We start from the raw sequence: 25,321 nt of genomic DNA, 5'->3' as shown, positions 1-25,321 counted from the left end.
ATGAAACGTCCGATTTATCTTGATTATGCAGCAACCACTCCTGTAGATCCTCAAGTTGCAGAACGTATGATGGAGTGCTTAACATTCGATGGTACTTTCGGCAATGCTGCATCTCGTTCTCATGCTTACGGGTGGCAAGCGGAAGAAAAAGTAGAATATGCACGTGAACAAGTTGCTAATTTAATCAAAGCAGATCCACGTGAAATTGTGTGGACCTCTGGCGCAACCGAATCTGATAACCTTGCATTAAAAGGTGTTGCACAATTCTATGCCTCTAAAGGCAAACACATCATTACCAGTAAAATTGAACATAAAGCAATTTTAGATACTTGCCGTGAACTCGAAGAAGAAGGTTTTGAAATCACCTATCTTGAGCCAGAACCAAAAACCGGTTTAATCACCGCGGAAATGGTTAAAGCTGCGATTCGTCCAGATACCATTCTTGTTTCCCTGATGATGGTGAACAACGAAATTGGTACCGTGACTGATGTTGCTGCAATTGGTGAAATCACCCGCGCAAATAAAACCTATTTCCACGTCGATGCGGCTCAAGCTGCGGGTAAAGTTGAAATTGATCTTTCAACCATGAAAATTGATTTAATGAGTTTCTCTGCGCATAAAATTTATGGCCCCAAAGGTATAGGCGCACTGTTTGTACGTCGTAGCCCACGTGTTCGTCTTAAAGCTCAAATGCATGGTGGCGGTCATGAACGCGGTATGCGCTCGGGTACACTTGCAACCCATCAAATCGTGGGTATGGGTGAAGCATTTGAACTTGCAGGCAAAAACCTAGAATCTGAACAAAAACGCATTCGTGTATTACGTGACAAACTTTGGAATGGTTTACAAGGTTTGGAACAAGTGTTCTTAAATGGCCACCCTGAATACAACGTTGCAAACTACCTCAATGTCAGCTTCAACTTTGTTGAAGGCGAATCATTGATGATGGCATTGAAAGATGCTGCTGTATCATCGGGTTCTGCTTGTACTTCTGCAACACTTGAGCCTTCTTATGTGCTTCGTGCATTAGGTCTGTCTGATGAGCTTGCTCACAGTTCGATTCGTTTCAGCTTCGGTAAATATACCACTGAAGAAGATATCGACCATGTACTTGAAGTGACCAAAGCTGCTGTACAAAAATTACGTGATCTTTCTCCTCTTTGGGATATGTACAAAGATGGCGTGGATCTGTCTACAGTAGAATGGGCTGAACACTAATTTATTCTTGGCATCTTATAGAATTTCAGTAAGATGCCCCCATATTAATTCTTATCAAGGCTGACCCCGAGGTTTGGAGACGCATCATGGCTTATAGTGAAAAAGTAATTGATCATTACGAAAACCCCCGTAATGTTGGTGTTTTAGATAAAAACGCTGAAAATGTTGGTACAGGTATGGTTGGTGCACCCGCTTGTGGTGACGTTATGCGTCTTCAAATTCAAGTGGATGACAACGGAATTATTGAACAGGCACGTTTCAAAACTTATGGTTGCGGATCTGCTATTGCATCAAGTTCGCTTGTCACTGAATGGCTTAAAGGTAAAACTTTAGATCAAGCACAAGCAATCAAGAACATTGATATTGCAACTGAACTCGCGCTTCCTCCAGTAAAAGTACACTGTTCTGTACTTGCTGAAGATGCTATTAAAGCTGCTGTTGAAGACTACCGCAGCAAAAAAGCTAAAGCCTAATCGCTTTAAGTTTTGAATAAGGAATAACGGAGTTTTCATGATTCACTTAACTGAAAATGCTGCAACTCATATCAGCAATTACTTAAAAAATCGCGGTAAGGGTGAAGGCATTCGCGTTGGCGTGAAAACTTCAGGCTGTTCTGGCTTGGCATATGTACTCGAATTCGTTGATGAAATTGACACACATGATCAAGTGTTTGAACAGCTTGGTGTTAAGGTTTTCGTTGATCCCAAAAGCAGTGTCTATTTAGAAGGTTTGGAAATGGACTATGTAAAAAATGGCTTAAACGAAGGCTTCGAATTTAACAATCCCAATAAAAAAGGTGAATGTGGTTGCGGTGAATCTTTCACTGTTTAATCAACCTCATCCCTTCTTTTAAAAATTAAAACAGTGTGAAATACACTGTTTTAATTACATTTATATTTGCAGTTATTTTATAGAACTTTTGCGGATCAAATCTCCCATGAATCATTTTGAGTTGTTCAATCTTCCTGTAGCACTCGATATTGATTTAGCAGCTTTAAAAAATGAATTTTTAAAATTGCAGCAACAATATCATCCCGATAAAGCTGAAGACAAAGATCAGGCATTAATCAAGTCAAGTGAAATCAATCAGGCATTTAAAGTTTTATCTCAAGTTGATAGTCGTGCGGGATATTTGCTTTCGTTGAAAAAGCAAGATCATCTACTTGATCAGTCCATCAGCGATTTTGAATTCTTGCAATCTGCGCTAGAAATTCGTGAACAGTTAGATGAAGCTCACGCTGCCGACGATTTGATTTCACTTAAACAAGAAGTCCAACAATGGATTGACAGCTTGGTTCGTGAATTTAAAATTGACTATACTGAAGAAGACTGGGCTGAAGCGCGCGATACAGTGCGTAAGTTACGCTTCTTTCAAAAAGTCATGGCGGATATCGACAAAGCTGAGGATCGCTTCTTAGATGATGATTCTTTCGATCTTGATGATGATTTTTAATTTATTTTTACTTTTAGACGTTCAAAGGATGTAACACAATGGCTCTCTTGCAAATTGCAGAACCTGGTCAATCAAGTGCGCCCCACGAACACCGTATTGCCATTGGTATCGATTTAGGTACAACACACTCTTTAGTGGCTACGGTTTTATCAGGCAAAGCCAAAGTTCTTAACGATGAACAAGGTCGCGTGTTACTTCCGTCGATTGTGCATTATGCAGATGACGCAACCCAATATGGTCATGAAGCCAAAGCCTTCATGACCAGCGATCCTAAAAATACCATTGTTTCTGTTAAGCGCTTTATGGGTCGCTCAAAAGCCGATATCAAATTCCAGCATCCATATACTCTGGTGGGTGAAGACCACCAAATGCCAGCTTTTGAAACCAACCAAGGGCGCAAAACCCCGGTTGAAGTTTCGGCTGAAATCTTAAAACAACTGAAAGAACGTGCCGAATCCAGCTTACAAAATCCAATTAATGGTGCAGTCATTACTGTTCCTGCCTATTTTGATGAAGCGCAACGTCAAGCCACGCGTGATGCAGCTCAGCTGGCTGGGTTAAATGTACTACGTTTACTGAATGAACCGACTGCTGCTGCAGTCGCTTATGGTCTAGATCAAGAGAGCAATTTAGCTTCTGATCGCAACTATGTGATTTATGACCTAGGCGGTGGTACTTTTGACGTTTCGATCTTGCGTTTTACTCAAGGCGTATTCGAAGTTTTAGCGACGGGTGGTCATACCGCACTTGGCGGTGACGATTTAGACCGCTTGATTGTAAAATGGGTGAAGAAACAGCTCAATATTGAAAGCTTGAATGATTCAGATCACGCACATCTGATGGTTGCAGCACGTACTGCCAAAGAAGCATTAACAGAGTTAGAGTCTGTTGAACTTCAGGCGCTAGATCAAGTCTTGACTTTAGATCGTGAAACATTTGAAGACATCATTAAAATTGCTTTAGATAAAACCATTAGCGTATGTAAACGCGTGATGCGCGATGCCAAGATTGAACTGGCCGATATTCAAAATGTCGTTCTAGTGGGTGGATCAACCCGTTCATATGCGGTCCAAAAAGCAGTTCGCGATGTGTTCAATCAAGAGCCTTTATGCACAATCAATCCAGATGAAGTGGTTGCCATTGGTGCCGCTATTACTGCAGACCAGCTGATTGGTAACAGCAAAGATGGTTCGCTACTACTGGATGTTACCCCACTCTCTTTAGGTTTAGAGACCATGGGTGGTCTGGTTGAACGCCTGATTTCACGTAATACCGCTATTCCCGTAGCACGTCGCCAAGAGTTCACTACCTATCAAGATGGTCAAACTGCAATGCTGATTCACGTGGTACAAGGTGAACGTGATCTGGTTGAACATTGCCGAAGTTTGGGGCGTTTTGTTTTACATGGCATTCCACCGATGACTGCAGGCCAGGCACGTATTGAAGTGACTTTTCAGGTTGACGCAGATGGCTTACTGACTGTTTCTGCCAAAGAGACCACCTCTGGCGTGCATGCACAAATTGATATTAAACCATCTTATGGCCTATCAGATTCTGATACTGAACGCTTATTGATTGAAAGTTTTAAATTTGCTGAAGAAGATAAAAATCTTCGTCACTTGCAAGAAACCAAAGTTGAAGCACAACGTGAACTAGAAGCCCTCACCCAAGCATTAAAAGTTGATTCAAACCTACTTAGCACTGAACAACTTGTTGCTTTAGAGCAAGCCAAAACTCAACTTGAAAATCAGTTATCAACGACTGATATCAAGACGATTGAAGAAGCAATACAACAGCTTAAAATACATAGCGATGCCTTTGCTGCAGTACGTATGAATCAACATATTGATGCTGCGCTTAAAGGTACTCAACTTGATGACTGGTCAAACTCACCCGAATAAATAGGTAAAAATTATGCCACGTATTAAAGTTCTTCCACATGCGCAAATTTGCCCGAACGGTGCTGAGTTTGAAGTCGAACAGAATGCCAATCTTTGTGAAAGCTTATTGAAAAATGGCATCAAGATTGAGCATGCCTGTGACATGTCTTGTGCATGTACCACTTGTCATGTTGTGGTTCGCAAAGGTTTTGATAGCCTAGAAGAAATGACTGATGTCGAAGCCGATTTACTTGATCGCGCCTGGGGTCTTGAGCCTGACTCACGTCTTTCATGCCAGGTTAAAATTGTGGATGAAGATTTGGAAGTTGAAATTCCAAAATACACCATCAATCATGCTTCTGAGAAGCATTAATTGATTTAAGGATTCATAAAAAACCACGCTTAGCGTGGTTTTTTATATGGAGCTTAGTATGTTTTTATATGAAATTTCATAGTAAAGATGCTTAATGATATTGCTCATCTTTCTGATCTTCAATTATTTCATCTTCTAAATTCAGCTTAACAATGCCTTGAGAGTTGGTCATTTTTTGCTGTTTTTGTATGCGCTTGATCATTTTTTCCAGAACATTGATCAGCTCTGGATATTCGTAATTTTGCACTTCATCCAGATTCAGCAATAAATGGAAACCTTTATACTCATAATCAAACCAGCGCTGATAATCCGATTTACGTGAAGTATATTTCTCCATCACTTGCCAGGTGTTTACCGGACCTTGAATACCTTTCAGCTTAATTGGGGCTTTAGGTGCACACAAATAATCATTTTTAATTAAATTATAGGTATCATCAGAAATTAATATTTCATCGATTTCTGCCGCACTTTGCAAACGTGCCGCCAAATTCGCATCACGCCCAACGATGGTATATGCCATACGATGAGCCGCACCATAATTCCCAACGTGACAATATCCAGTACTGATTCCCATACGAATATGTAAAGCCGGATAGCCCATTTTAATCCAGCGCTCTCTTAATAATTTCATTTGCTGACGCATATCAATCGCCATGTCCAAACAAGTTTTTGCATCTTGTTCAACACCTTGCGAAATTGGATCACCAAAGAATATTAAAATCGCATCTCCCATAAACTTATCCACAGTCGCTTCATACTGTTTCGCAATTTCTGTCATATGACTTAAATAGTCATTGAGCAAGAATGCCAAGTCATCCGGGATAAGGGTTTCAGAAAGCTCGGTAAAACCTTGAATGTCTGAAAAGAAAATGGTCATTTTCTTACGTTTGTATTCAATTTTGGCTTCCGACTCACCCTTCATGATCGATTGCCACAATTGTACCGGTGCATAACGGCTGAGCTGGTTGGCAAATTCCATATAACGATTCATTTGCTCATAATAATAAGCTTTACGATCGGTAATATACTGGATTTGGCTACGTTGATAAAAACTTCCCACACCCAAATAAGTGATGAGACAAATAAAGCCCAGAACGGTTAATTCACCTGTCGTTTGTTCAAAATATTCGCCAAATCCAAAAATAAAGATGTTACACAGATAGAAAATTGCGATTCCAATCAGACTCGCCAACGACACCATGAGAAATGAAATTTTATTACTGATTGCTGTATACAGAATGGCAAAAAGTGAAATAAACGTCAGCACCAAGTTTAAATGAATGGCCGATAAAATAACTGAAATAGCTACAACATCAACCAGAAATAATAAACTGCGTTTTGTTTTGGAATTATAACGGTACAACAGTCCATTCGATAACTTTGGAGTAATTAGCAGGACAAACAATAAGAATACCGGAACATAAATCTGATAGTGCGTATCAGAAGTAGTGTAATGATAGACAATGATGAGTAAAGACAACATGATATATCCCATCAAACGATGAAAATATTCAAATTGTCTCGGCTCTTTTCTAATCCAGTCGTCTAATGGCACTCAATCGCTCCGGTCCCAGTATTCACACCCAACATTCCCTGTCTGGCTTCTTAAATCGCTTCGAATTAGTCCATACGCCAGTCAAATGGCATATCACCTTGACCACGTAGCGCAAGCATTAAAGTTTGGCGCATATGAGCAAGGACTTCATTGCTATAAGGAATAGCAGGTGTGCCCCAGACTGGCTTTGGCCAAGCCACGTCATTCTGGTAACGCACGACATGATGAAAATGTAATTGTGGAACCATATTGCCTAAAGCCGCAACATTCATTTTATCTGCACGAAATACACGTGCCAATTGGCTGGATAACCAGCTAGATTCACGAAGGAACTGTTCTTGGTCAGCCTGACTTAATTCATATAATTCGCTAATACCCGGTACGCGCGGAATTAATATGAGCCACGGAAATTGCATATCATTCATCAAACGACATGTTGACAGTGGGAAGTCGCCTACAAAAAAAGTATCTTGAGCAAGTTGTGGATGCAAACTAAACATATCTTTATAAATTATGCAAAATTAGAATGATGGCTAATACTATCACATCCAATGGGACGTGAATATTCTATGCAATGTGTTTCATTACAAATAAACCACTATTTGCTTTGAAGACCCAGGCGCAGATAAATTTAATAAATTCCCTTAAAAATTCAAGTATTTCTTTTCAATAAATCTCAAATTATCGGTCAATTCAGCAGTGAGCGCATATTATTTACTCACCCACTTTTTCATCAGTGAATTTCTTTTAACAAACTCGCGAGCAAATCCGAAATAAACTGAATTCTTTTTTGATAATCTTCCAGCATTACCCTCACTTTCAAACGCTGCCCCCCCTCCATACGGAAAAAAGTCGGATGCTTTTGCATCATTTGAATGATGCTCACGGCTTGAACGGGGGTGTCAGGTGAAAACTCGATATGACCACCATGGGAGCTGATATCTACCTTGGTAATCCCCAACTGCTCTGCTTTTAAGCGGAGGTGATGCACTGCGAATAATTGCTTCACAGGCTGGGGGGGCACACCAAAACGGTCAATCAGTTCCATCCGGATATTATCGAGTTTTTCCTCACTATCGGTATTACTGATTCGTTTATAGAACATCAAACGTTGGTGTACATCGCCTAAATATTCATCTGGAATCAATGCCGGCATATGCAGATTAATTTCAGCCGTTAACGATAAGGGTGCATCGAAATTCGGGGTTTTACCTTTTTGAATGGCTTTAGTCGCTTTTTCAAGCATTTCCATATACAGGCTATATCCAATCGCGTGCATCGAACCACTTTGTTGCTCACCCAGAAGTTCACCTGCGCCACGAATTTCTAGATCTTCTGTGGCAAGCATAAAACCGGCACCTAAATTTGATGCACGCTGGATGGCATCCAGCCGTTTTTCTGCATCGCCTTTTAAGCCTTTAATTGAAGGCACAAGCAAATAGGCATAGGCTTGATGGTGCGAACGCCCGACACGCCCTCTCAATTGATGTAATTGCGCGAGCCCCAGTTTGTCTGCACGTTCAATCAAAATGGTATTGGCATTTGGCACATCAATTCCGGTTTCAATAATGGTTGAACACACCAAAACATTGTATTCTTTGTGATAGAACTGCTGCATCACCTGTTCTAGTTCACGTTCGCGCATTTGTCCATGGGCAACCGCGACACGTGCTTCAGGAACCAGCTCTCGAATACTGGCTGCAGCACGTTCAATCGAATCGACTTCATTATGTAAAAAGTAAACCTGCCCACCACGAAGCAATTCACGCAAAATGGCTTCTTTAATGGATTCACTGGTGTGTTCTTGCACAAAAGTTTTGACGGCCAAACGACGTGCTGGTGGCGTGGCAATAATGGATAAATCGCGCATCCCGCTAAAAGCCATATTCAAGGTACGCGGGATTGGGGTTGCCGTCAGGGTCAGCATATCGACATCAGCGCGCATGGCTTTAATCCGTTCTTTATCGCGCACCCCAAAACGATGCTCTTCATCGACAATCATCAAACCCAAGTCTTTAAACTGGATACTTTCCTGCAAAATTTTATGTGTCCCGATCACAATATCGACTTTACCGTCAGCCAAGTCTTCGGTAATTTTTAAATGGGTTTTATTAGAACCAAAACGCGAAAGTACTTCAATCCGAATCGGCCAATCAGCAAAACGGTCTTTAAAGGATTCATAATGCTGTTGTGCCAGCAAGGTCGTCGGCACTAAAACAGCGACTTGCTTATTGTTTTGCACCGCTAAAAATGCTGCTCGCATTGCGACTTCGGTCTTACCAAAACCAACATCACCACAGACCAGACGATCCATCGGTTTGGCAAGTTGCATATCATGCAATGTCGCTTCAATTGCATTGGCTTGATCTAGAGTTTCCTCATAAGCAAAGCCGCTGGCAAATTGCATATACGGACTTTGCTCAAGTTCAAAACTAAAGCCGGGTTTTGCCTGACGACGCGCCTGAATATGCAACAGTTCAGCGGCGACATCATGTATCTGTTCCAAGGCCTTACGTTTTGCCTTGTTCCAGGCATCGGTGCCTAATTTATGTAATGGCGCTAAATCGGGATCACCGCCGCTATAACGGCTGATCAAATGTAAGTTGGTGACCGGAACATATACTTTGGCAGCATCGGCATAATCCAGCTGTAAAAATTCATGATCCTGATCATCAATACTTAAAGTGATTAAACCTGCATAACGCCCTACACCATAATCAATATGCACCACCGGTGCACCAATACTGAGTTCAGTTAAACTACGGATTAAAAATTCTTCCGACACTTCCTGCTGACGTTTACGACGGCGCTGAACCACACGATGCTCATAGAGTTGATTTTCAGAAATCACGGTGAGGTGATCAGGAATTACCAACCCACGATCTAGTGGCGCACTAGTAATAGCTATGGCATGGAGTGATTTTCTAAACTCTGCAAAATTTTCGACACTCGGAATATCACCCAAGGCAGGACGTAAAGCATCCTTTAAGGTTTCACGGCGACCGGCACTTTCAGCAACTAAAAGTACAGGATGATTTACAGCATCAATATATTTTTTAACCGCCGAGAAAGGTTTTTCCTGTTTCGGATCGACGGGTAAACGCGGTGGCACTTCCGTATTGAGATTCAGAACACCGGTTTTTTCGATAAATTCTTCGTTTGAAGCAATGATTCGGGCAAAGTGATTCAGCTGTTCCAAAACCTGATTCGGTTGCAGGAATATTTCTTCTGGCGGCAAAATCGGATGATCGATATTATGGCGACGGTCTTCATAACGTCGAACCACATCCTTCCAAAAACTAGTTAAACCTTCATCCAGATGCTTATCTGTAATGACAATGCCATTCTTTGGTAAGTACGCCATCAGGGTACTTTGTGTTTGCATCGCTTCTTTGTTAAAGAATAAAGGAAAATAGAACTCTAAGCCTGGGGAAGCAATGCCTTCCAAGACATCCTGATAAACTGGATTTTTCTTCGGATTGGCATTCGGGAAACTTTCTGCATAACGGTCCCGGAAAGTTGAACGCCCCTCTTTAAGTGGAAATTCCTTGGCAGGTAATACCGAAAACTGTTGCAAATTTTGTGTGGTTCTTTGAGTTTCAGGATCAAAGAACTTTAAGCTTTCAATTTCATTGTCAAATAAATCAATGCGGATCGGTGAATTTTGCCCAGATGCATAAATGTCCATAATGCTGCCGCGTACCGCAAATTCACCATGATCATAAACGGTATCGACCAGATGATAGCCCGCCTGAATCAAACGCAGTTTTTGCTGTTCCAGTTCAAATTTTTGTCCAACTTTAATATCGAAATGCTCACCCAACACCCATGAAGTGGGCGCAACACGCTGTACTAACGTTGAGGCAGATAAAAGCAAAATGCCTTGCTTCGGCATATTCGATAAAATTGAAAGTCGCTCTGACACGATATCTTGATGAGGCGATAAACGGTCATAAGGCAAAATTTCCCAATCCGGGAAAATGGTCGGTTTTATCCCGTAAAATTCTAATTCACTTTCCAACTGTCCCAAATGCTGATTATTTCTGGCAACCAAAATGAATAACTGCTTGCTTTGCATCGCTATTTCTTTGAACAATAAAGATGCAGATGAGCCTTGTAAATTACCGACCCAGCGTTTTTCGCCTGCTTTTAATTGCTGCAGATTTAATTGGGAAATTTGTTGTTGGAACATGTATATAGCTTTTGGTCTAAATGACATGAGCAGTATATTAACATGGGTTTTTCCCGGTTGAGTTATTTTTATATGCGACCGATTTTTCCCTTTCCATCCTGTTAGATGTCTTGTCTTTAAATCCTGTTTTCCCCTTTATTTTTCGCGTAAGAAATGACGATAATACTGATTTAGCTTTTGAATGATCTGCTTTAATTGCAACAGGTTTTCTTCAGTATTGCCTAAACGCGCTACAAAACGCTGACTGGCAATTTCCAGATCAATTTTTTCATTAATAATCATGGACGTGAAATATAACGATTTTAAATCATCAAACTGGGTTAATTTTCGATTGGAGAAATACGACAGCCGTTCTGACAGTTCATTAACCACAATACCATCGACGATATAACCCTGTTCTGAATGGAACCAGATATTATTTTCTTCGAGAAAAAGTTGTTCAGCAGATGGCTTTGAACTTTTAAATAGTCTTGAACTTGTAAATAGTTCAGCGAGTTTATTCAACATAAGCATTACAATGATTAAAAATCATGACTATTTTAACCCTGCACTGCTTTATATTCAGCATTATTTTTCATAAAAAAGGCAGCGATTTTAACTTGCTGCCTTTTCAATATTATAGATGGTTAAATTCTTACTCAAAGCAAATTAACTCACTTGTGCGAAAAGCTCATGTTGTGCGGTCACTTCTGAAACCAGATTGCTAAAGGCAAAGATTTCATCTAACTGTTCTTGGGTCAGTAATTCCTGCTCCAATACAATCTGCTGAATGGTCTTGTTTTCTGCAATACATTGCTTGCCAATTTCATCACATTTGGCATGTCCTAAAATTGGATCAAGTAAAGTAACAATACCCACACTTCGCATCACAGCGTCATAACACACCTGCTCATTGGCCTGAATACCTTGAATACATTTGGTATCCAAACTCGAAATGGCTTGTATTAACAATTCAATCGATTCATTAATTGCAATCGCGATAACCGGTTCCATCACGTTTAACTGTAATTGCCCGGCTTCTGCAGCCATGGTTACGGTTAAATCATTCCCTATCACTCTATAAGCTATTTGATTTACCACTTCAGGAATTACGGGATTAATTTTAGCTGGCATAATTGATGAACCAGCTTGTAATTCTGGTAAGCGAATTTCGGCTAACCCCGTACGCGGTCCCGAACTCAACAAGCGCAAGTCGTTACAGATTTTTGAAAGTTTCACTGCAAGGCGTTTAAGCGTACTGGATAAGATAATAAAGACGCCACAATCACTGGTGGCTTCCACATAGTCTTCCGCACCGGTTAAATTCAGGCCGGTGATTTTATTTAAAGAGTGAATCACCTCGTGTGCATACCCTTGAGGTGTGTTTATTCCCGTACCAATAGCAGTGGCGCCCAAATTCACTTCCAGTAAAAGTTCACGTGTCCGTTGAATCAGCCGGATATCTTCTTTTAACAAGGTTGCAAAAGCACGAAACTCTTGTCCCAACGTCATGGGAACTGCATCTTGTAATTGGGTACGTCCCATTTTCAATACAAACTGAAACTCTGCCACCTTGATATTCAGGGTATCAATCATTTTTTGGATCTGAAGCAATAAATCATCCAGACTATAATAGGTTGCCAAGCGTAATGCAGTTGGATACACGTCATTGGTTGATTGTGATTTATTGACATGATCATTGGGGTGAATATGATCATATTGCCCCTTATAAAAACCCAAATGCTCCAATGCAATATTGGCCAATACCTCGTTGGTATTCATATTAATAGACGTACCTGCTCCGCCTTGATAAACATCTAAAGGAAAAGCATCGCTCCATTTTTCTGGAGATTCGATTAATTTATTACAAGCCAGCTGAATCGCCTGGCTGACCTGTTCAGAAATTTTGTTAAATTTTAAATTGGTTTGTGCAGAAGCTTTTTTGACTTGAGCCAAAGCACGAATAAAATAAGGATAATTCCCGACTGTCTGATGAGAGATTTGAAAATTCTCTAAAGCCCGTACAGTATGAATGCCGTAATAACATGCTGCAGGAACTTCCTTAGCTCCCAACAAATCACGCTCTATTCTTGTATTATCCAGTTGACTCATAGACACTTTAAATATACTCACATTTATGCACCAGAATTGTGCAACTGAACAAATATTAAACCTTTGCTCTTTTTTAGATATTGTAAAAAGATATTTATTTAGCAATGCTATATAACCAATTACCCTAACTTTGTAGCTAGTGTAAATTTCTGTAAACTCCTTTTTCTATCCCTTGTACTTTCAATTTTTTTTCATCCAAAAATAAAACTCAAAAGACCTTTCTGACGGATTTTCAATTCAGAGTAAGCCTGTAGATTGGCTTTATAAATAATATTAAACGCCATGTTTATAATTGATTCATTTTCTTCGTTTTTATCAATTCTATCTAAAAGCACATTCCCCTACACAACCTGCTATGAAATCCCTTTAGAGGACTGTATAAAATCATCCCCGGTTTTATTCTGTAATTCCTCCCTATTATTCTGGTGAGCTGATTAGAAAAGTGCTATCTCAAGAAGTGCTGCAACCTTTTGAACACATAAATGATTTATACAAAAAATAAAGGGCAGAATTAAATAAATGGAATGTCTGCTATTTCTAAAAAACCTTAATAAAATTTAGATAAAACTGCATTGATTAAAGAGGCATTGTGCCTTTTCTTCAATTTTATTTTTGTACTTTGGTTTTCAGATTGATTTTTGAACTTTCTTTAATTACTTCCATGACCGGATAGCTTCGGGTTTCTTTAACGCCCGGAAGTTGCCACAACACTTGCCCTGAAATTTTGCGGAATTCTCCCATACTGGCGCAGCGTATTTTCACCACAAAATCAAAACCTCCACTGATCATATGACATTCCACAATTTCAGGATATTGCATCACTGCATCTGAAAATTCATCCAAGACATTGGGTGTAGTTTTATCCAGTAAAATCTCCACAAAAACTACAAAACTGGCATTCAACATGTCGGGGTTCAGCTTGGCTTCATAGCCTAAAATAAAACCATCTTTCATCAATTTCTGTACGCGGGCCAACGCTGCTGTAGCCGATAAATTCACCGCTTCAGCCAGTTTGATATTTGAAATTCGTCCATCATTTTGCAGAATATCTAAAATTTTGATATCGGTTCTATCCAATGTAAAAATCGGGCTCGTCATCTGAATTATTCTCTAAAATGAATAAAAATTATAGTGAGTTATTCGGTGTTCTTTCTGTAATCATAAATTATACAAGGTATTTGACTCTACAAAAAAATTGGCAGTCACAGGACGTTGGCATGAATATGATGGATACAGAAACCCGCTTCAATCTGGCAAAACCTCACTTTGAATATATTACTGAATTTAAAGAAAAGAATGATTATGAAGTTGAGGTTAATACCGCCTGGCGCCGTGCTGAACCCGAGTGTGTTGAAAACCTGCTTGAACATAGCCAGATTTCTGAACAACTGAATCAGCGTATTTACAACCTAGCTTTTAACCTGGCTCACACATTGCGTGAACGTAAAAGCTCTAATGGTAAAGCGGGAATCGTTCAGGGTTTATTGCAAGAATTTTCATTATCCTCTCAGGAAGGCATTGTCTTGATGTGTCTGGCCGAAGCTTTGCTTCGTATTCCGGACAGTGCCACCCGTGACCTGCTGATTCGCGATAAAATTAATCAGGGCAACTGGAAAGAACATGTCGGACAAAGTAGCCTGATGTTTGTCAACGCCGCGGCTTGGGGTCTCATGTTGACCGGCAAACTGATGGAAACACCAGAACAAAAAAGTCTATCCAGTGTCCTGACCGGGCTTTTGGCACGCAGTGGTCGCGGCATTATCCGTAAAGCGGTAGATGTAGCGATGCGTATAATGGGTGAACAGTTCGTTACTGGTGAAACCATTCAAGAAGCGCTAGAACATGCCGAACCTTTAGAGGACAAAGGTTTCCGATATTCCTATGACATGCTAGGTGAAGCAGCACTTACAGAACATGATGCTGAACGTTATTTTCAGGATTATAGCAATGCCATCCATGCCATTGGCCAGTCCTCCAAAAACAAAGATGTCTACGACGGTCCCGGCATTTCAATCAAGCTTTCTGCCCTGCATCCGCGCTATCAACGTGCGCAGCTTGACCGTGTGCATAAGGAATTATATCCAAAAGTGCTGCAATTGGCGGAACTCTCAAAACGCTATAATATTGGTCTAAATATTGATGCCGAAGAATCTGAACGTCTGGAAATATCTTTAGAATTGTTAGAGCGTCTGTGTTTTGAACCTAGCCTTGCCGACTGGAAAGGTATTGGCTTTGTGATTCAGGCTTATCAAAAGCGTTGCTTCAACGTGGTCGATTACGTGGTGAATCTGGCAAAACGCAGTCAAAAACGCTTGATGATTCGTCTGGTCAAAGGTGCTTACTGGGATAGCGAAATCAAGAAAGCCCAGATTGATGGCATGACCGACTATCCGGTGTTTACCCGTAAAGTGCATACTGATTTATCTTATATTGCCTGTGCCAAAAAACTCCTGGCTGCCCCACAGCAGATTTATCCGCAGTTTGCTACACACAATGCTCAAACGCTTGCCACGATTTACCATCTGGCCGATCCAAACCAATATTACAGCGGTCAATATGAATTCCAGTGTCTGCATGGCATGGGCGAACCACTATATGAGCAAGTGGTGGGCGATAAAATGGATAACAAACTGAGCGTGCCTTGCCGTATTTATGCGCCAGTGGGGAATCATGAAACTTTACTGGCGTATCTGGTACGACGTTTACTGGAAAACGGCGCCAATACCTCTTTCGTCAACCGTATTGCAGATAAATCCTTAAAAATTGAAGATCTGATTGAAAATCCATATTCAGAAATTTTGAAAAATGCAGCCAAAGAATCACAAATAGGCCAAAAGCATCCGGCCATTCCTTTAGCACCCGACTTATACGGCAATATTCGTCCGAACTCTATGGGCTTAGATTTAGCCAATGATCATGAGTTAATGCTGCTGAATCAAAGTGTACAAAATTTCAGTCAGCAGCAATGGCAAGCTCAGGCTTTAGGTAAAAACATAAGTCATGCAAATTCGCTTGTTGATGATAATCCGCAGCCCATCGCAATTTTAAATCCTGCCAATCATGTGGATCTTGTCGGCCATGTGCAAGAAGCAACTGCTATACAAGTGAATCTGGCATTAGATAATGCAGTCAATGCCCAAGTTGAATGGACAAATACGCCAAAAAATATACGTGCCGCTTGTTTGCAACGCGCTGCAGATATGATGCAAGCATGTTTGCAAGAACTGATGATTTTACTGTGCCGCGAAAGTGGTAAAACCTACGCCAATGCCATTGCAGAGGTTCGTGAAGCCATCGACTTCCTGCGCTATTATGCCGCTCAAATCATAGATCTGGATGATGATACGGTCATTCAACCACTCGGTCCCGTATTATGTATCAGTCCATGGAATTTCCCATTGGCTATTTTCACCGGACAAATTGCAGCAGCGTTGGTTGCCGGAAATACCGTACTTGCAAAACCGGCTGAACAAACACCACTGATTGCCGCGCAAGCGATTCAAATTTTATGGCAAGCCGGTATTCCTCAAGATGTACTGCAACTGCTTCCCGGACAAGGTGAAACAGTCGGTGTGCAATTGAGTGGGGATGCGCGTATTCAAGGCATCATGTTTACCGGCTCAACTGACGTTGCCAAAATTCTGCAAAAAACTCTGGCACAACGACTGAGTCAGTCTGGCCAGCCCATTCCACTGATTGCAGAAACTGGTGGGCAAAATGCCATGATTGCCGATTCATCTGCATTGACTGAACAAGTGATTCTAGATGTGGTGAGTTCAGCTTATGACAGTGCGGGTCAACGTTGTTCTGCTTTACGTGTGCTCTGCGTTCAAGAAGATAATGCAGATAGTGTCATCAATATGCTAAAAGGTGCGATGCAACAACTGCGTGTCGGTAATCCGTTCCTGTTAAAAACCGATATTGGCCCTGTCATTGATCTTGAGGCACAAAGCAATATTCAAAAACATATTGACCAGATGCGTAGTAAAGGCCATCCCGTCCATCAGCTCATGTTGAATCCTGAACAGGATCAAGCTTTAACCGAAGGTACTTTTATTCCGCCCACTTTAATTGAGTTACCGAATCTGAATGATTTGCAACGTGAAGTTTTTGGTCCGGTCCTACATGTGATTCATTATAAATATGGTCAATTAGAACAGTTACTTGAACAAATCAATACCAAAGGTTATGGCCTGACCATGGGACTGCACACCCGTATTGATGAAACCATTCAAACCGTGATTGCACATGCAGAAGTCGGCAACTTATATATCAACCGTAATATTGTCGGGGCTGTGGTCGGGGTTCAGCCCTTTGGCGGTGAAGGTTTATCCGGTACCGGTCCTAAAGCGGGCGGCCCAATTTATCTGTACCGTTTAATGCAACACTGCTCAGCGAAAAAACTGGCAACTCCTTTTGCAACACAGTCAACAGCAACACAGCCAGCGCACCAGCCTTTATATGAACTGTTTTATCGCTGGGCTGAAAAAAACTTTCCTCAATATCAACTTACACCCTGCCCAATTTTTTGCTCTGGTCATCATTATGACTTGCAAGGCCCGACCGGTGAAAGTAATCAATATGTCGTGTTGCCAAGAAAACGTGTGCTGTCTTTGGCCGATCAAGAGCAGGATCAGATTCAGCAATTGGCTGCAATTTTTGCGGTCGGCAGTCAGCCTATCGTTCTGACTGAGAATACTTTTGTGCTCAAATATCTATCAAAAATGCCGAAAGAAATTGCTGATCGTTTTACTTTTATTCAAAATATTGAGGCTGATGATTTTGATGCGGTGCTACATCACGGCACTCAAGCACAACTGCAAAAGTTGCAAACCCAAATTTCCTCGCTCCAAGGGGCAATTGTCGGCATCACGCATTTAAAACCACTTGATCATGATATCCATTTAGAGCGCTTGGTTATTGAACGCGTGATTAGTATTAACACTGCCGCCACAGGAGGGAATACCAGCTTGATGACCTTGACTTCAATCTAAGATAAAAACTTAATTTCAGCACTTAACCCTGTAACTGGATGTTTTCCTCTTTACCACGCAATCCCTTCCTTTGGGACAGGTGAGTTTGGTTTTTTTCTTATGTTTAGATTCATCCTAACTCTGCAACGCTTTATTGAATTGATAAGACAAACCTAAAAAGTCATAAATAAGTCCTCTATATATCTCGCCAGAATTTTGGCTGAAACGATATTTCTTCCGCTGAATGGGCAATAAGTTTAGTCATCTTATGCAAACTTTGTTACCATCCCTGTTTTCAATGTGTTCGTGATTTTTACTGCATATGACTTCAGCTTATCAGTTACAACTTGATGCCAAGATTGCACGTATTTCTGCTCAATTTGCCGAGTTTAATCCCCCATCTTTAGACGTATTTCAGTCACCTGAACAAAACTTCCGTATGCGCGCAGAGTTCCGGATTTGGCATACTGACGATGATATGTTCTATGCCATGTTTGAACGCAGCGAAGATAACCAGAAACAAGTGATTCGCATTGACGAATTCCCGATTGCAGATAGCAGCATTAATCAGTTGATGCCTGTTTTGCTGCAAGAACTAAAAAGTAATACAGTATTATCTAAACGTTTATTTGAAGTTCATTTTCTGGCGACTTTAAAAGGCGAAATGCTGGTGTCAATGATTTATCGCTGCCCACTGGATGAGGAATGGGAAACCTTAGCCAAACAACTGGCTGAAAAACTGAATATCAAACTGATTGGTCGTAGCCGCGGTCAAAAAGTAGTATTAAGCGACGAATTTGTGGTTGAAAAACTGCAAGTATTTGACCGTACCTATCAATACAAGCAAATTGAAAGCAGCTTTACCCAGCCAAATGCACAAGTCTGCCAAAAGATGCTGGAATGGGCATGTAATGCGGCTGAACAGTCCGACAAAGACTTACTCGAACTGTACTGTGGGAATGGTAACTTCACCCTGCCGCTTTCGACCAAGTTCAATCGCGTACTTGCGACCGAACTGGCTAAGTCCTCTGTCTATGCTGCGCAGTGGAATATTGAACAGAACCAGATTGACAATATTCAGGTTGCGCGTCTTTCGGCTGAAGATTTCACCCAAGCCTATAATGGGGAACGTGAATTCCGCCGTCTACAGGAAGCAGAGATTGATATCTCCAGCTATGATTTTGATACTGTATTTGTTGATCCACCGCGCGCGGGGATTGATGATGAAACGTTAAAACTGATTCAACGTTTTGAACGAATCATTTATATTTCATGTAATCCTGACACCTTACAGGACAACTTAAAAACCCTATCAACCACGCATAAAGTGACCAAATTTGCGATGTTTGACCAGTTCCCCTATACCCACCATGTAGAATCAGGTGTATTACTGGAAAAAATTTAAACAATTTATTTCATTGTTAAGTTTGTATCGCTTGTTATCTAAATGAAGTTCAGTTGAGCTTCATTTTTATTTATTTTAAAATCAATAAAATGTAAAAAATTCTAAATAGTAAATCTTATAATATCGTTAAACTTACTATCTATTATCGGAAAATTTAAAGTTCAAATGCTGCTTTTATCACTGATATAGGCTTGTAATATTTACAGGATTGGATATATTTCGAACTATGTTAAGTTGTGTATGAAGGCTCTATGAGTTTTTGGCAAAAGCTGTTTTCTGCTAATCAACAGCAAAACGAACACAAGAATCAAATCTCTTGTGTCGAAAATGATTACTCTTGTAAATCGAATGAACAACTGATCCAATCTTTAGCAAAGGCAACAGATGAAGATGTCATCATTGGAATTAAAAAGGTTCTAGCTTCTCGAGGTTATAGCCGTAAAGAGTTAAACAAATTACAGCATCTACCCCTCCAATAGTAGAGTCCCTAAAAAGGCATTTAGTGAACTAAATGCCTTTTTTATTTACTTCTTAAAACTGGCTATGCTCAGATTTTAATACTTCGAAACATACTTCTCTCAATTCATCTAGAAATCTCTGTCCCCCTCTATTTAAAAGTGCTTTACTCATCTTTGAAATATTTTAATAAATAGAATAAGCATGACTTAAAAATAAAAATGAGTCGAATAAAAAGGAAAATATATGGGACGGTATTATCCTGGACTGACAATATTATGCAGCCTGATCTCAAGTCATGGCATGGCCGCAGCTTTAGATCAATCAGGTCAATCCTTGCTGCCTTTTCTGGAAAGTGGGCATTATTTTGAAGCCTCCATAACCGCGGCTGATCCCGAAGTGTCAGGACACACTTTAGGCACACGACCAGATCTGGTCAATTCAGGTGTTAAGGACTATTCAACCGATAATATTAGCCAGAATTTCCAATATTATAGTGCTGCCCTTAAACTTCAATTAAAACCGGAATTCTCTTTCGGCATCCTTTACGATCAGCCATTTGGCGTAGACCTCCAGTATCCACTCAAGGACAATGGCAGCTTTTCCGATCCCAAACTCAGCAAACAAGGTACACAGATCAATGTGGATAGCCAACATCTCAGTCTGGTTTTAGGCTATCAACCTTTTAAAAATTTTAATCTTTATGCAGGACCTGCCTTTCAAACTATTAAAGGTCAGGTTTCACTTCACGGATTGGTTTATGCAGATCTTGATGGTTATAACGCTGTTTTCAAAGAAGATGCTGCCATCGGCTGGCTGGCTGGTTTCGCTTACCAAATTCCTGACTTTGCATTAAAAGCCGCATTGACCTATCACTCCACAATAGATCACAAAATCAATGGCTCTGAAAATGTATTGGGAACACCGCTGCTTTTGGCTGATGAAACTAAAACCAAAATTTCTACACCTCAGTCTATGAACCTCGATTTTCAAACCACGCTTACGGTCAGCACGTTGCTTTACACCAATATTCGTTGGGTCAACTGGAAAGATTTTGTGATTCGTCCCGCCCAATTCGGGGCATTATCAGAACGGGTAACGGCTACGATGAGTGACGGAACTTATAGGGGTGGATTTAATCTGGATGACTATCAAAAAGATCAATGGAGCGCGACTGTCGGTGTGGCAAAAAAATGGACCCCACAATGGTCAGGTGCTTTTGATCTTGGCTGGGATTCTGGTACAGGTAATCCGGCATCCATCTTTAATCCCACTAAAGGATATTGGGGAGTTGGCTTAGCATTACAGTACAATCCCGCACCTGATTATTTTATTTCAGGCGGGGTGAAATACTTCTGGTTGGGAGATGTAACCACACAGGATGGAACTTATGATTTGCCACTTCCCGGCGTCTCAGAAGCTTCAAAAGTGGGGGAATTTGATGACAATCACGCTATAGGGTATGGTTTAAAAATTGGATATCATTTTTAACTTATGCATAATCTAGTTCAAAGTACAAAATTTGTTTTATACCTGGTGCTCGGGTAAAAATTTACATTATAAAAATCAGGCTTAAAATTATTTTAAATAGATGCAGCATAATAAAAACAGTCAAACTATAAGGTACATGGATAGATAATTCTAACACTTCAAAGTCTTAGTCTTTTTGACAGTTTTGCGCATCAATATACGCAATCATGGGACCAAGCTTAAAAAATGAATCCGTACGTTTTAATTGTGGTATATATGCGCTTGAAATTGAGCCATCCAGATACAATGCATTTTGCACACTCAACTGCTGTTGGAAAAATTGTGCAAATTGATAAAAACTCACAGCGGTATTGCTAATCACAAAATACAGGGTTTGATCTTTAATCCCCACACCATTACGAATTTTAAATGAGTCTGAATGCTCTAAAAAGTTTGGATTAATTTTCCCATTAATCACCAGCATTGGCCCAGATTGGGTCGCATAATCTGCATTAAACTTTATCTTGGCATAGTCATCTGTAGTGATAATCAGACTTTTATTCTGATTCCAGGCCAGCACACCATTCGGCTGAATATGAAAATTGCCGAACCCCTGCTTGACCGTGTTTAATTTCTGCTTATGTTGGGATGCTTCTACATATAAACCGACTGCAGAATAATCTGAGTGATACATCCCGGCATTCATGGCAAATAACAGCTTTTCACAAGACCTTAATTGTTTCTGAACTGCATCAAATTTATGCAGCAGCTGATTTGTTTTGGCCGTATTTAAAAATAAACGCAAGTTTTGAGGGTGTTCTACCTTGACCACATCTACATCAAAAGCATCCTTTTTCCAATGCTCGGCGTAAACTCCTGCATGGCTGATTGAAGTCAGATGTAAAGCAAAAATTACGGCACATTTTAATAAAAATTGATTCTTCATTTTTATCTTTTCCAAACAACTTAGGATTAAGCCAAAATTTTATCCCACTGCTATAACTTTTATAAAATAGTCATTAAGTCAGTGAAATAGTCGATTATTTCACAAAGAAGCAGTAAACTACGTCAACAAAATACATCTGTCATTTTATTGATTAAGTCTGGAATGCAACAGCAGAACATCCGGTTTCCTTTAGGAACCCATCTTATTGTTAAACACTTAGGCTATTCCCATCATGGCATTTATGCAGGGCGTGGCCGGGTAATTCATTATTCGGGTTTTGCTCACCTGTTTAAAAAACGTCCGATTGAGATAACATCAATAGAAAAGTTCAGTTTTGGCAAAACCATTATTGTTCAACATTACAACAATCCCAAATTCATGGGTCGTAAAGTTGTACGGCGCATGCGTTCTCGTATGAACGAAAACAACTATCATCTGATTATTAATAATTGTGAACATTTATGCACCTGGGCCATTACGGGTGTTGAAAGCAGTCCACAAGTTATTCGCATGATGAACCGTCTGACCACAATTGGCTATGTCAGCTCAATCATGAGTTATATGAACAGCATGTTGTTGACCATCACCACAACCTGTTTTGCTTTGGTGTTGTACATCAAGAAAAAATTACGTGATAAAGCAAAAAAACGTCTGCCACCCTCTTTATTATTAAAAGAACCCGAACAGGAAAATCCTTGATTTTGAGTTCGACCCATATCTATAAAAGATAAAAGGCCCCATATAGATGGGGCATAAAAAAGAATTAAAGAGAGGTATTGCTCAATTCGTATTATTCAACTGTAAACTCTCGAGAAATAAGCACAATGAAAATTTAATTTTGCTCAGTTGATAAAATGCTTATCTTTAAAAATTTATCAAAACCTTTAATCAAAGGGGGGAAGTCTGTCATTGACCAAGTTCAGTTGTGCGCCATATTCCAAGTAGGCTTTAGCACCATCTAACAGCGTGGTGAAATCATTGGTCCGTTTAATCACAAAAGCAATTAACTCCGAACCTTCTAAAGGAATCTCGTAGTTACGGATTCTAAGAAAGGTTTCATTCTCGGATATTTTTTCAAAAATAAAATCTAGCGTAGACTTTGGTTCGCCCCACTTGATCTGGATTAATTGATTATTAATTAACTGTTCCACAAAAATACTGGTCGTCACCTCATATTTTTCCCAATACCAATCTATGTTTTTGTTTTCCATTAATGCTCCCGTAGAGGAAGTAAACCAAAATTTGCTGGTGATTTCTGGATCAATAAAGGCATTGAACACTTCAGCAACCGGTTTACGAATTAACATCTGTGTCTCGATAACGACATTATTCATTTTTCTTAGCCTCATCTTTTTGCAGTGATAATTTCTATACTTTCGCATTGATGAAAGGTTTTAGGGCAGAAAAAAGGATAGATTTTATAAGATTACATAAGAAACTATACACAGTTAAAACCAATTCTTGCTTGGATGCCACAAAAAAGCCCAACCGAAGTTGAGCTTTTTTTAATCAAATCACAATTAAATTATTTACCTGGCTTAAAACTATCTTTTAAATCCAAAATACGGTTAAACACCGGCTTATCGCTTGTATGATCATATTGATCTGCCACGAAGTAACCTTCACGTTCAAACTGGAAACGATCTTCAGCTTGAGCTTCTGCCAAAGCAGGTTCAATCATCGCCTGAAGCACAGTTAAAGATTCCGGGTTTAAGTGCGCCAAGAAATCGTCATCTGCATCAGGGGCAGCTTCTGTAAACAAACGATCATAAACACGAACTTCAGCAGGCACACCCTTGGTTGCAGATACCCAATGCACCACACCTTTGACTTTACGGCCTTCAGGATTTTTACCTAAGGTTTCAGGGTCAATTGAACATTTCAGTTCAACCACTTCACCCTGGGCATCTTTAATGACTTCGTCACATTTGATCACATAGGCATGACGTAAACGCACTTCACCTTCTGGAATTAAACGTTTAAAGCCTTTAGGCGGAACTTCTTCAAAGTCTTTACGATCGATATAAATTTCTTTAGATAAAGGAATAATACGATCGCCCATGTCTACGTTCGGATGACGTGCATGTGGCAAATCCATATCTTCAGGCAAATTGGTCAAGGTCACTTTCAGTGGATTTAACACCGCCATACCACGTGCAGCGGTATTTTCCAAAGACTGACGGATACAGTATTCAAGCATTGCAACATCAACAATACTGCCATCAACTTTAGACACGCCTACACGCTTACAGAAATCACGCAGACCTTCCGGGGTAAAACCACGACGACGCATACCGACTACGGTTGGCATACGTGGGTCATCCCAGCCATTAACATGATTGCCTTCAACCAATTTACGCAATTTACGTTTTGAGGTAATGGTGTAATCGACATTTAAACGGCTAGATTCGTACTGATGCGGAACAGATGGCGATTTAACTTTCTCAACCACCCAGTCATAAAACGGACGGTGATCCTGGAATTCCAAAGTACACAGTGAATGGGTAATGCCTTCAATCGCATCTGATAATGGATGCGCATAATCGTACATTGGGTACATTTTCCATTTATCACCGGTTTGGTGATGTTCAGAATGTAGTACGCGGTACAAAATAGGATCACGCATATGTACGTTTGGAGATGCCATATCAATTTTGGCACGAAGAACAGCTTGCCCTTCACCCAAATCGCCATTATTCATCTTTTCAAAGTTTGCCAGGTTTTCATCTACAGATGCTTCACGGTAAGGAGAGTTTTTACCTGGCTCTTTGAAATTACCACGGTTTAACTTGATTTCTTCAGGCGTTTGCAAATCGACATAAGCATCGCCCTGTTGAATCAATTGAATTGCCCAAGCATGCAATTGATCAAAATAACTTGATGCGTAGCGAGGTTCACCATTCCAGTTAAAACCTAACCATTTTACGTCGTTGGCAATACCGTCTACATATTCTTGTTCTTCTGCATCCGGATTGGTATCGTCAAAACGCAGGTTACATACGCCATCAAATTCTTGGGCAATGCCAAAATTCAGACAAATGGCTTTTACGTGACCAATATGTAAATAACCATTTGGTTCTGGCGGGAAACGTGTTACCACTTGTTGTACACGGCCTGCTGCTAGGTCGTCAGTAATCACTTGGCGTACAAAGTCTAAGCCAGGCTGTTGTTCTTGCTGCGCAGCATCGACAGATTGATTTTGAGTTGTCGGGTTATTTGGCAGGGATGAAACAACATCATTCGGCTTCATAGTTGATAAATCACTTCTATAAGATAAAATAGGATAATTAAAACGCTTTTCTCAGTTTT

20 protein-coding genes are annotated in these 25,321 nt (G+C 40.3%); 11 read left to right on the top strand and 9 right to left on the bottom strand.

Features of this window, described 5'->3' with window-relative positions; genetic code table 11:
• The 6 genes from ACKI4H_RS05520 to fdx all read left to right on the top strand — a co-directional run bounded on the left by ACKI4H_RS05520 (position 1) and on the right by fdx (position 4,924).
• Positions 1-1,218 (top strand): IscS subfamily cysteine desulfurase, encoded by a 1,218-nt coding sequence (locus ACKI4H_RS05520; protein ID WP_407304354.1) that lies wholly within the window; start codon positions 1-3, stop codon positions 1,216-1,218.
• A gap of 86 nt (positions 1,219-1,304) precedes the next feature.
• A complete protein-coding gene (iscU, locus tag ACKI4H_RS05515; RefSeq protein ID WP_086188738.1) occupies positions 1,305-1,691 on the top strand; it encodes a Fe-S cluster assembly scaffold IscU in 387 nt (128 codons plus the stop codon).
• Positions 1,692-1,728: 37 nt separating this feature from the next.
• Positions 1,729-2,049 carry an iron-sulfur cluster assembly protein IscA gene (gene iscA / locus ACKI4H_RS05510; protein ID WP_407304353.1) on the top strand — a complete coding sequence of 107 codons (321 nt, stop codon included), beginning with the start codon at positions 1,729-1,731 and terminating at the stop codon, positions 2,047-2,049.
• A 106-nt stretch (positions 2,050-2,155) separates the two neighbouring features.
• Positions 2,156-2,671: a Fe-S protein assembly co-chaperone HscB gene (hscB, locus tag ACKI4H_RS05505; RefSeq protein WP_407304352.1), complete on the top strand. Its 516-nt coding sequence runs from the start codon at positions 2,156-2,158 to the stop codon at positions 2,669-2,671.
• Between the two features lie 38 nt (positions 2,672-2,709).
• Positions 2,710-4,572, top strand: coding sequence for a Fe-S protein assembly chaperone HscA (gene hscA / locus ACKI4H_RS05500; protein ID WP_407304351.1), 1,863 nt, complete (start codon positions 2,710-2,712; stop codon positions 4,570-4,572).
• A gap of 13 nt (positions 4,573-4,585) precedes the next feature.
• Positions 4,586-4,924 (top strand): ISC system 2Fe-2S type ferredoxin, encoded by a 339-nt coding sequence (fdx, locus tag ACKI4H_RS05495; protein WP_407304349.1) that lies wholly within the window; start codon positions 4,586-4,588, stop codon positions 4,922-4,924.
• 91 nt (positions 4,925-5,015) lie between these two features.
• Here fdx and ACKI4H_RS05490 read toward each other — a convergent pair whose 3' ends face one another.
• From ACKI4H_RS05490 to ACKI4H_RS05465, 6 genes are all read right to left on the bottom strand, one after another.
• Positions 5,016-6,479, bottom strand: a complete 1,464-nt coding sequence (locus tag ACKI4H_RS05490; protein ID WP_407304348.1) for an adenylate/guanylate cyclase domain-containing protein — start codon at positions 6,477-6,479, stop codon at positions 5,016-5,018.
• Positions 6,480-6,544: 65 nt separating this feature from the next.
• On the bottom strand, positions 6,545-6,979 hold the full coding sequence (locus ACKI4H_RS05485; protein WP_407304347.1) for an HIT domain-containing protein: 435 nt from the start codon (positions 6,977-6,979) through the stop codon (positions 6,545-6,547).
• Between the two features lie 233 nt (positions 6,980-7,212).
• Positions 7,213-10,671 carry a transcription-repair coupling factor gene (gene mfd, locus ACKI4H_RS05480; protein WP_407304346.1) on the bottom strand — a complete coding sequence of 1,153 codons (3,459 nt, stop codon included), beginning with the start codon at positions 10,669-10,671 and terminating at the stop codon, positions 7,213-7,215.
• 135 nt (positions 10,672-10,806) lie between these two features.
• A complete protein-coding gene (locus ACKI4H_RS05475) occupies positions 10,807-11,178 on the bottom strand; it encodes a hypothetical protein (protein WP_407304345.1) in 372 nt (123 codons plus the stop codon).
• Between the two features lie 141 nt (positions 11,179-11,319).
• Positions 11,320-12,762 carry an aspartate ammonia-lyase gene (aspA, locus tag ACKI4H_RS05470; RefSeq protein WP_407304387.1) on the bottom strand — a complete coding sequence of 481 codons (1,443 nt, stop codon included), beginning with the start codon at positions 12,760-12,762 and terminating at the stop codon, positions 11,320-11,322.
• A 606-nt stretch (positions 12,763-13,368) separates the two neighbouring features.
• Positions 13,369-13,860, bottom strand: a complete 492-nt coding sequence (locus tag ACKI4H_RS05465; RefSeq protein ID WP_407304344.1) for an Lrp/AsnC ligand binding domain-containing protein — start codon at positions 13,858-13,860, stop codon at positions 13,369-13,371.
• A 119-nt stretch (positions 13,861-13,979) separates the two neighbouring features.
• On the opposite strand from ACKI4H_RS05465, the gene putA reads away from it, so the two are divergent.
• The 4 genes from putA (at position 13,980) to ACKI4H_RS05445 (ending at position 21,087) form a co-directional block, all read left to right on the top strand.
• Positions 13,980-17,756: a trifunctional transcriptional regulator/proline dehydrogenase/L-glutamate gamma-semialdehyde dehydrogenase gene (gene putA / locus ACKI4H_RS05460; protein WP_407304343.1), complete on the top strand. Its 3,777-nt coding sequence runs from the start codon at positions 13,980-13,982 to the stop codon at positions 17,754-17,756.
• A gap of 301 nt (positions 17,757-18,057) precedes the next feature.
• On the top strand, positions 18,058-19,140 hold the full coding sequence (gene trmA / locus ACKI4H_RS05455; protein WP_407304342.1) for a tRNA (uridine(54)-C5)-methyltransferase TrmA: 1,083 nt from the start codon (positions 18,058-18,060) through the stop codon (positions 19,138-19,140).
• A 251-nt stretch (positions 19,141-19,391) separates the two neighbouring features.
• On the top strand, positions 19,392-19,619 hold the full coding sequence (locus ACKI4H_RS05450) for a hypothetical protein (protein WP_407304341.1): 228 nt from the start codon (positions 19,392-19,394) through the stop codon (positions 19,617-19,619).
• 223 nt (positions 19,620-19,842) lie between these two features.
• On the top strand, positions 19,843-21,087 hold the full coding sequence (locus ACKI4H_RS05445; protein ID WP_407304340.1) for an outer membrane protein transport protein: 1,245 nt from the start codon (positions 19,843-19,845) through the stop codon (positions 21,085-21,087).
• A 166-nt stretch (positions 21,088-21,253) separates the two neighbouring features.
• On the opposite strand, the gene ACKI4H_RS05440 is transcribed toward ACKI4H_RS05445, so the two are convergent.
• On the bottom strand, positions 21,254-22,012 hold the full coding sequence (locus ACKI4H_RS05440; RefSeq protein ID WP_407304339.1) for a phosphodiester glycosidase family protein: 759 nt from the start codon (positions 22,010-22,012) through the stop codon (positions 21,254-21,256).
• Between the two features lie 162 nt (positions 22,013-22,174).
• Here ACKI4H_RS05440 and ACKI4H_RS05435 point away from each other — a divergent pair, with 162 nt between their 5' ends.
• Positions 22,175-22,711 (top strand): lecithin retinol acyltransferase family protein, encoded by a 537-nt coding sequence (locus tag ACKI4H_RS05435; protein ID WP_407304338.1) that lies wholly within the window; start codon positions 22,175-22,177, stop codon positions 22,709-22,711.
• 185 nt (positions 22,712-22,896) lie between these two features.
• Here ACKI4H_RS05435 and ACKI4H_RS05430 read toward each other — a convergent pair whose 3' ends face one another.
• Positions 22,897-23,346 (bottom strand): SRPBCC domain-containing protein, encoded by a 450-nt coding sequence (locus tag ACKI4H_RS05430; protein ID WP_407304337.1) that lies wholly within the window; start codon positions 23,344-23,346, stop codon positions 22,897-22,899.
• A gap of 191 nt (positions 23,347-23,537) precedes the next feature.
• Complete coding sequence (locus tag ACKI4H_RS05425; RefSeq protein ID WP_407304336.1) at positions 23,538-25,262, bottom strand: glutamine--tRNA ligase/YqeY domain fusion protein; 1,725 nt, start codon at positions 25,260-25,262, stop codon at positions 23,538-23,540.
• Positions 25,263-25,321 lie beyond the last annotated feature (59 nt).

Source organism: Acinetobacter sp., assembly GCF_045628685.1.
Classification (GTDB): Bacteria; Pseudomonadota; Gammaproteobacteria; order Pseudomonadales; family Moraxellaceae; genus Acinetobacter.
The sequence above is the reverse complement of the archived record's forward strand: the minus strand, read 5'-3'. Positions and strand labels throughout refer to the sequence as shown.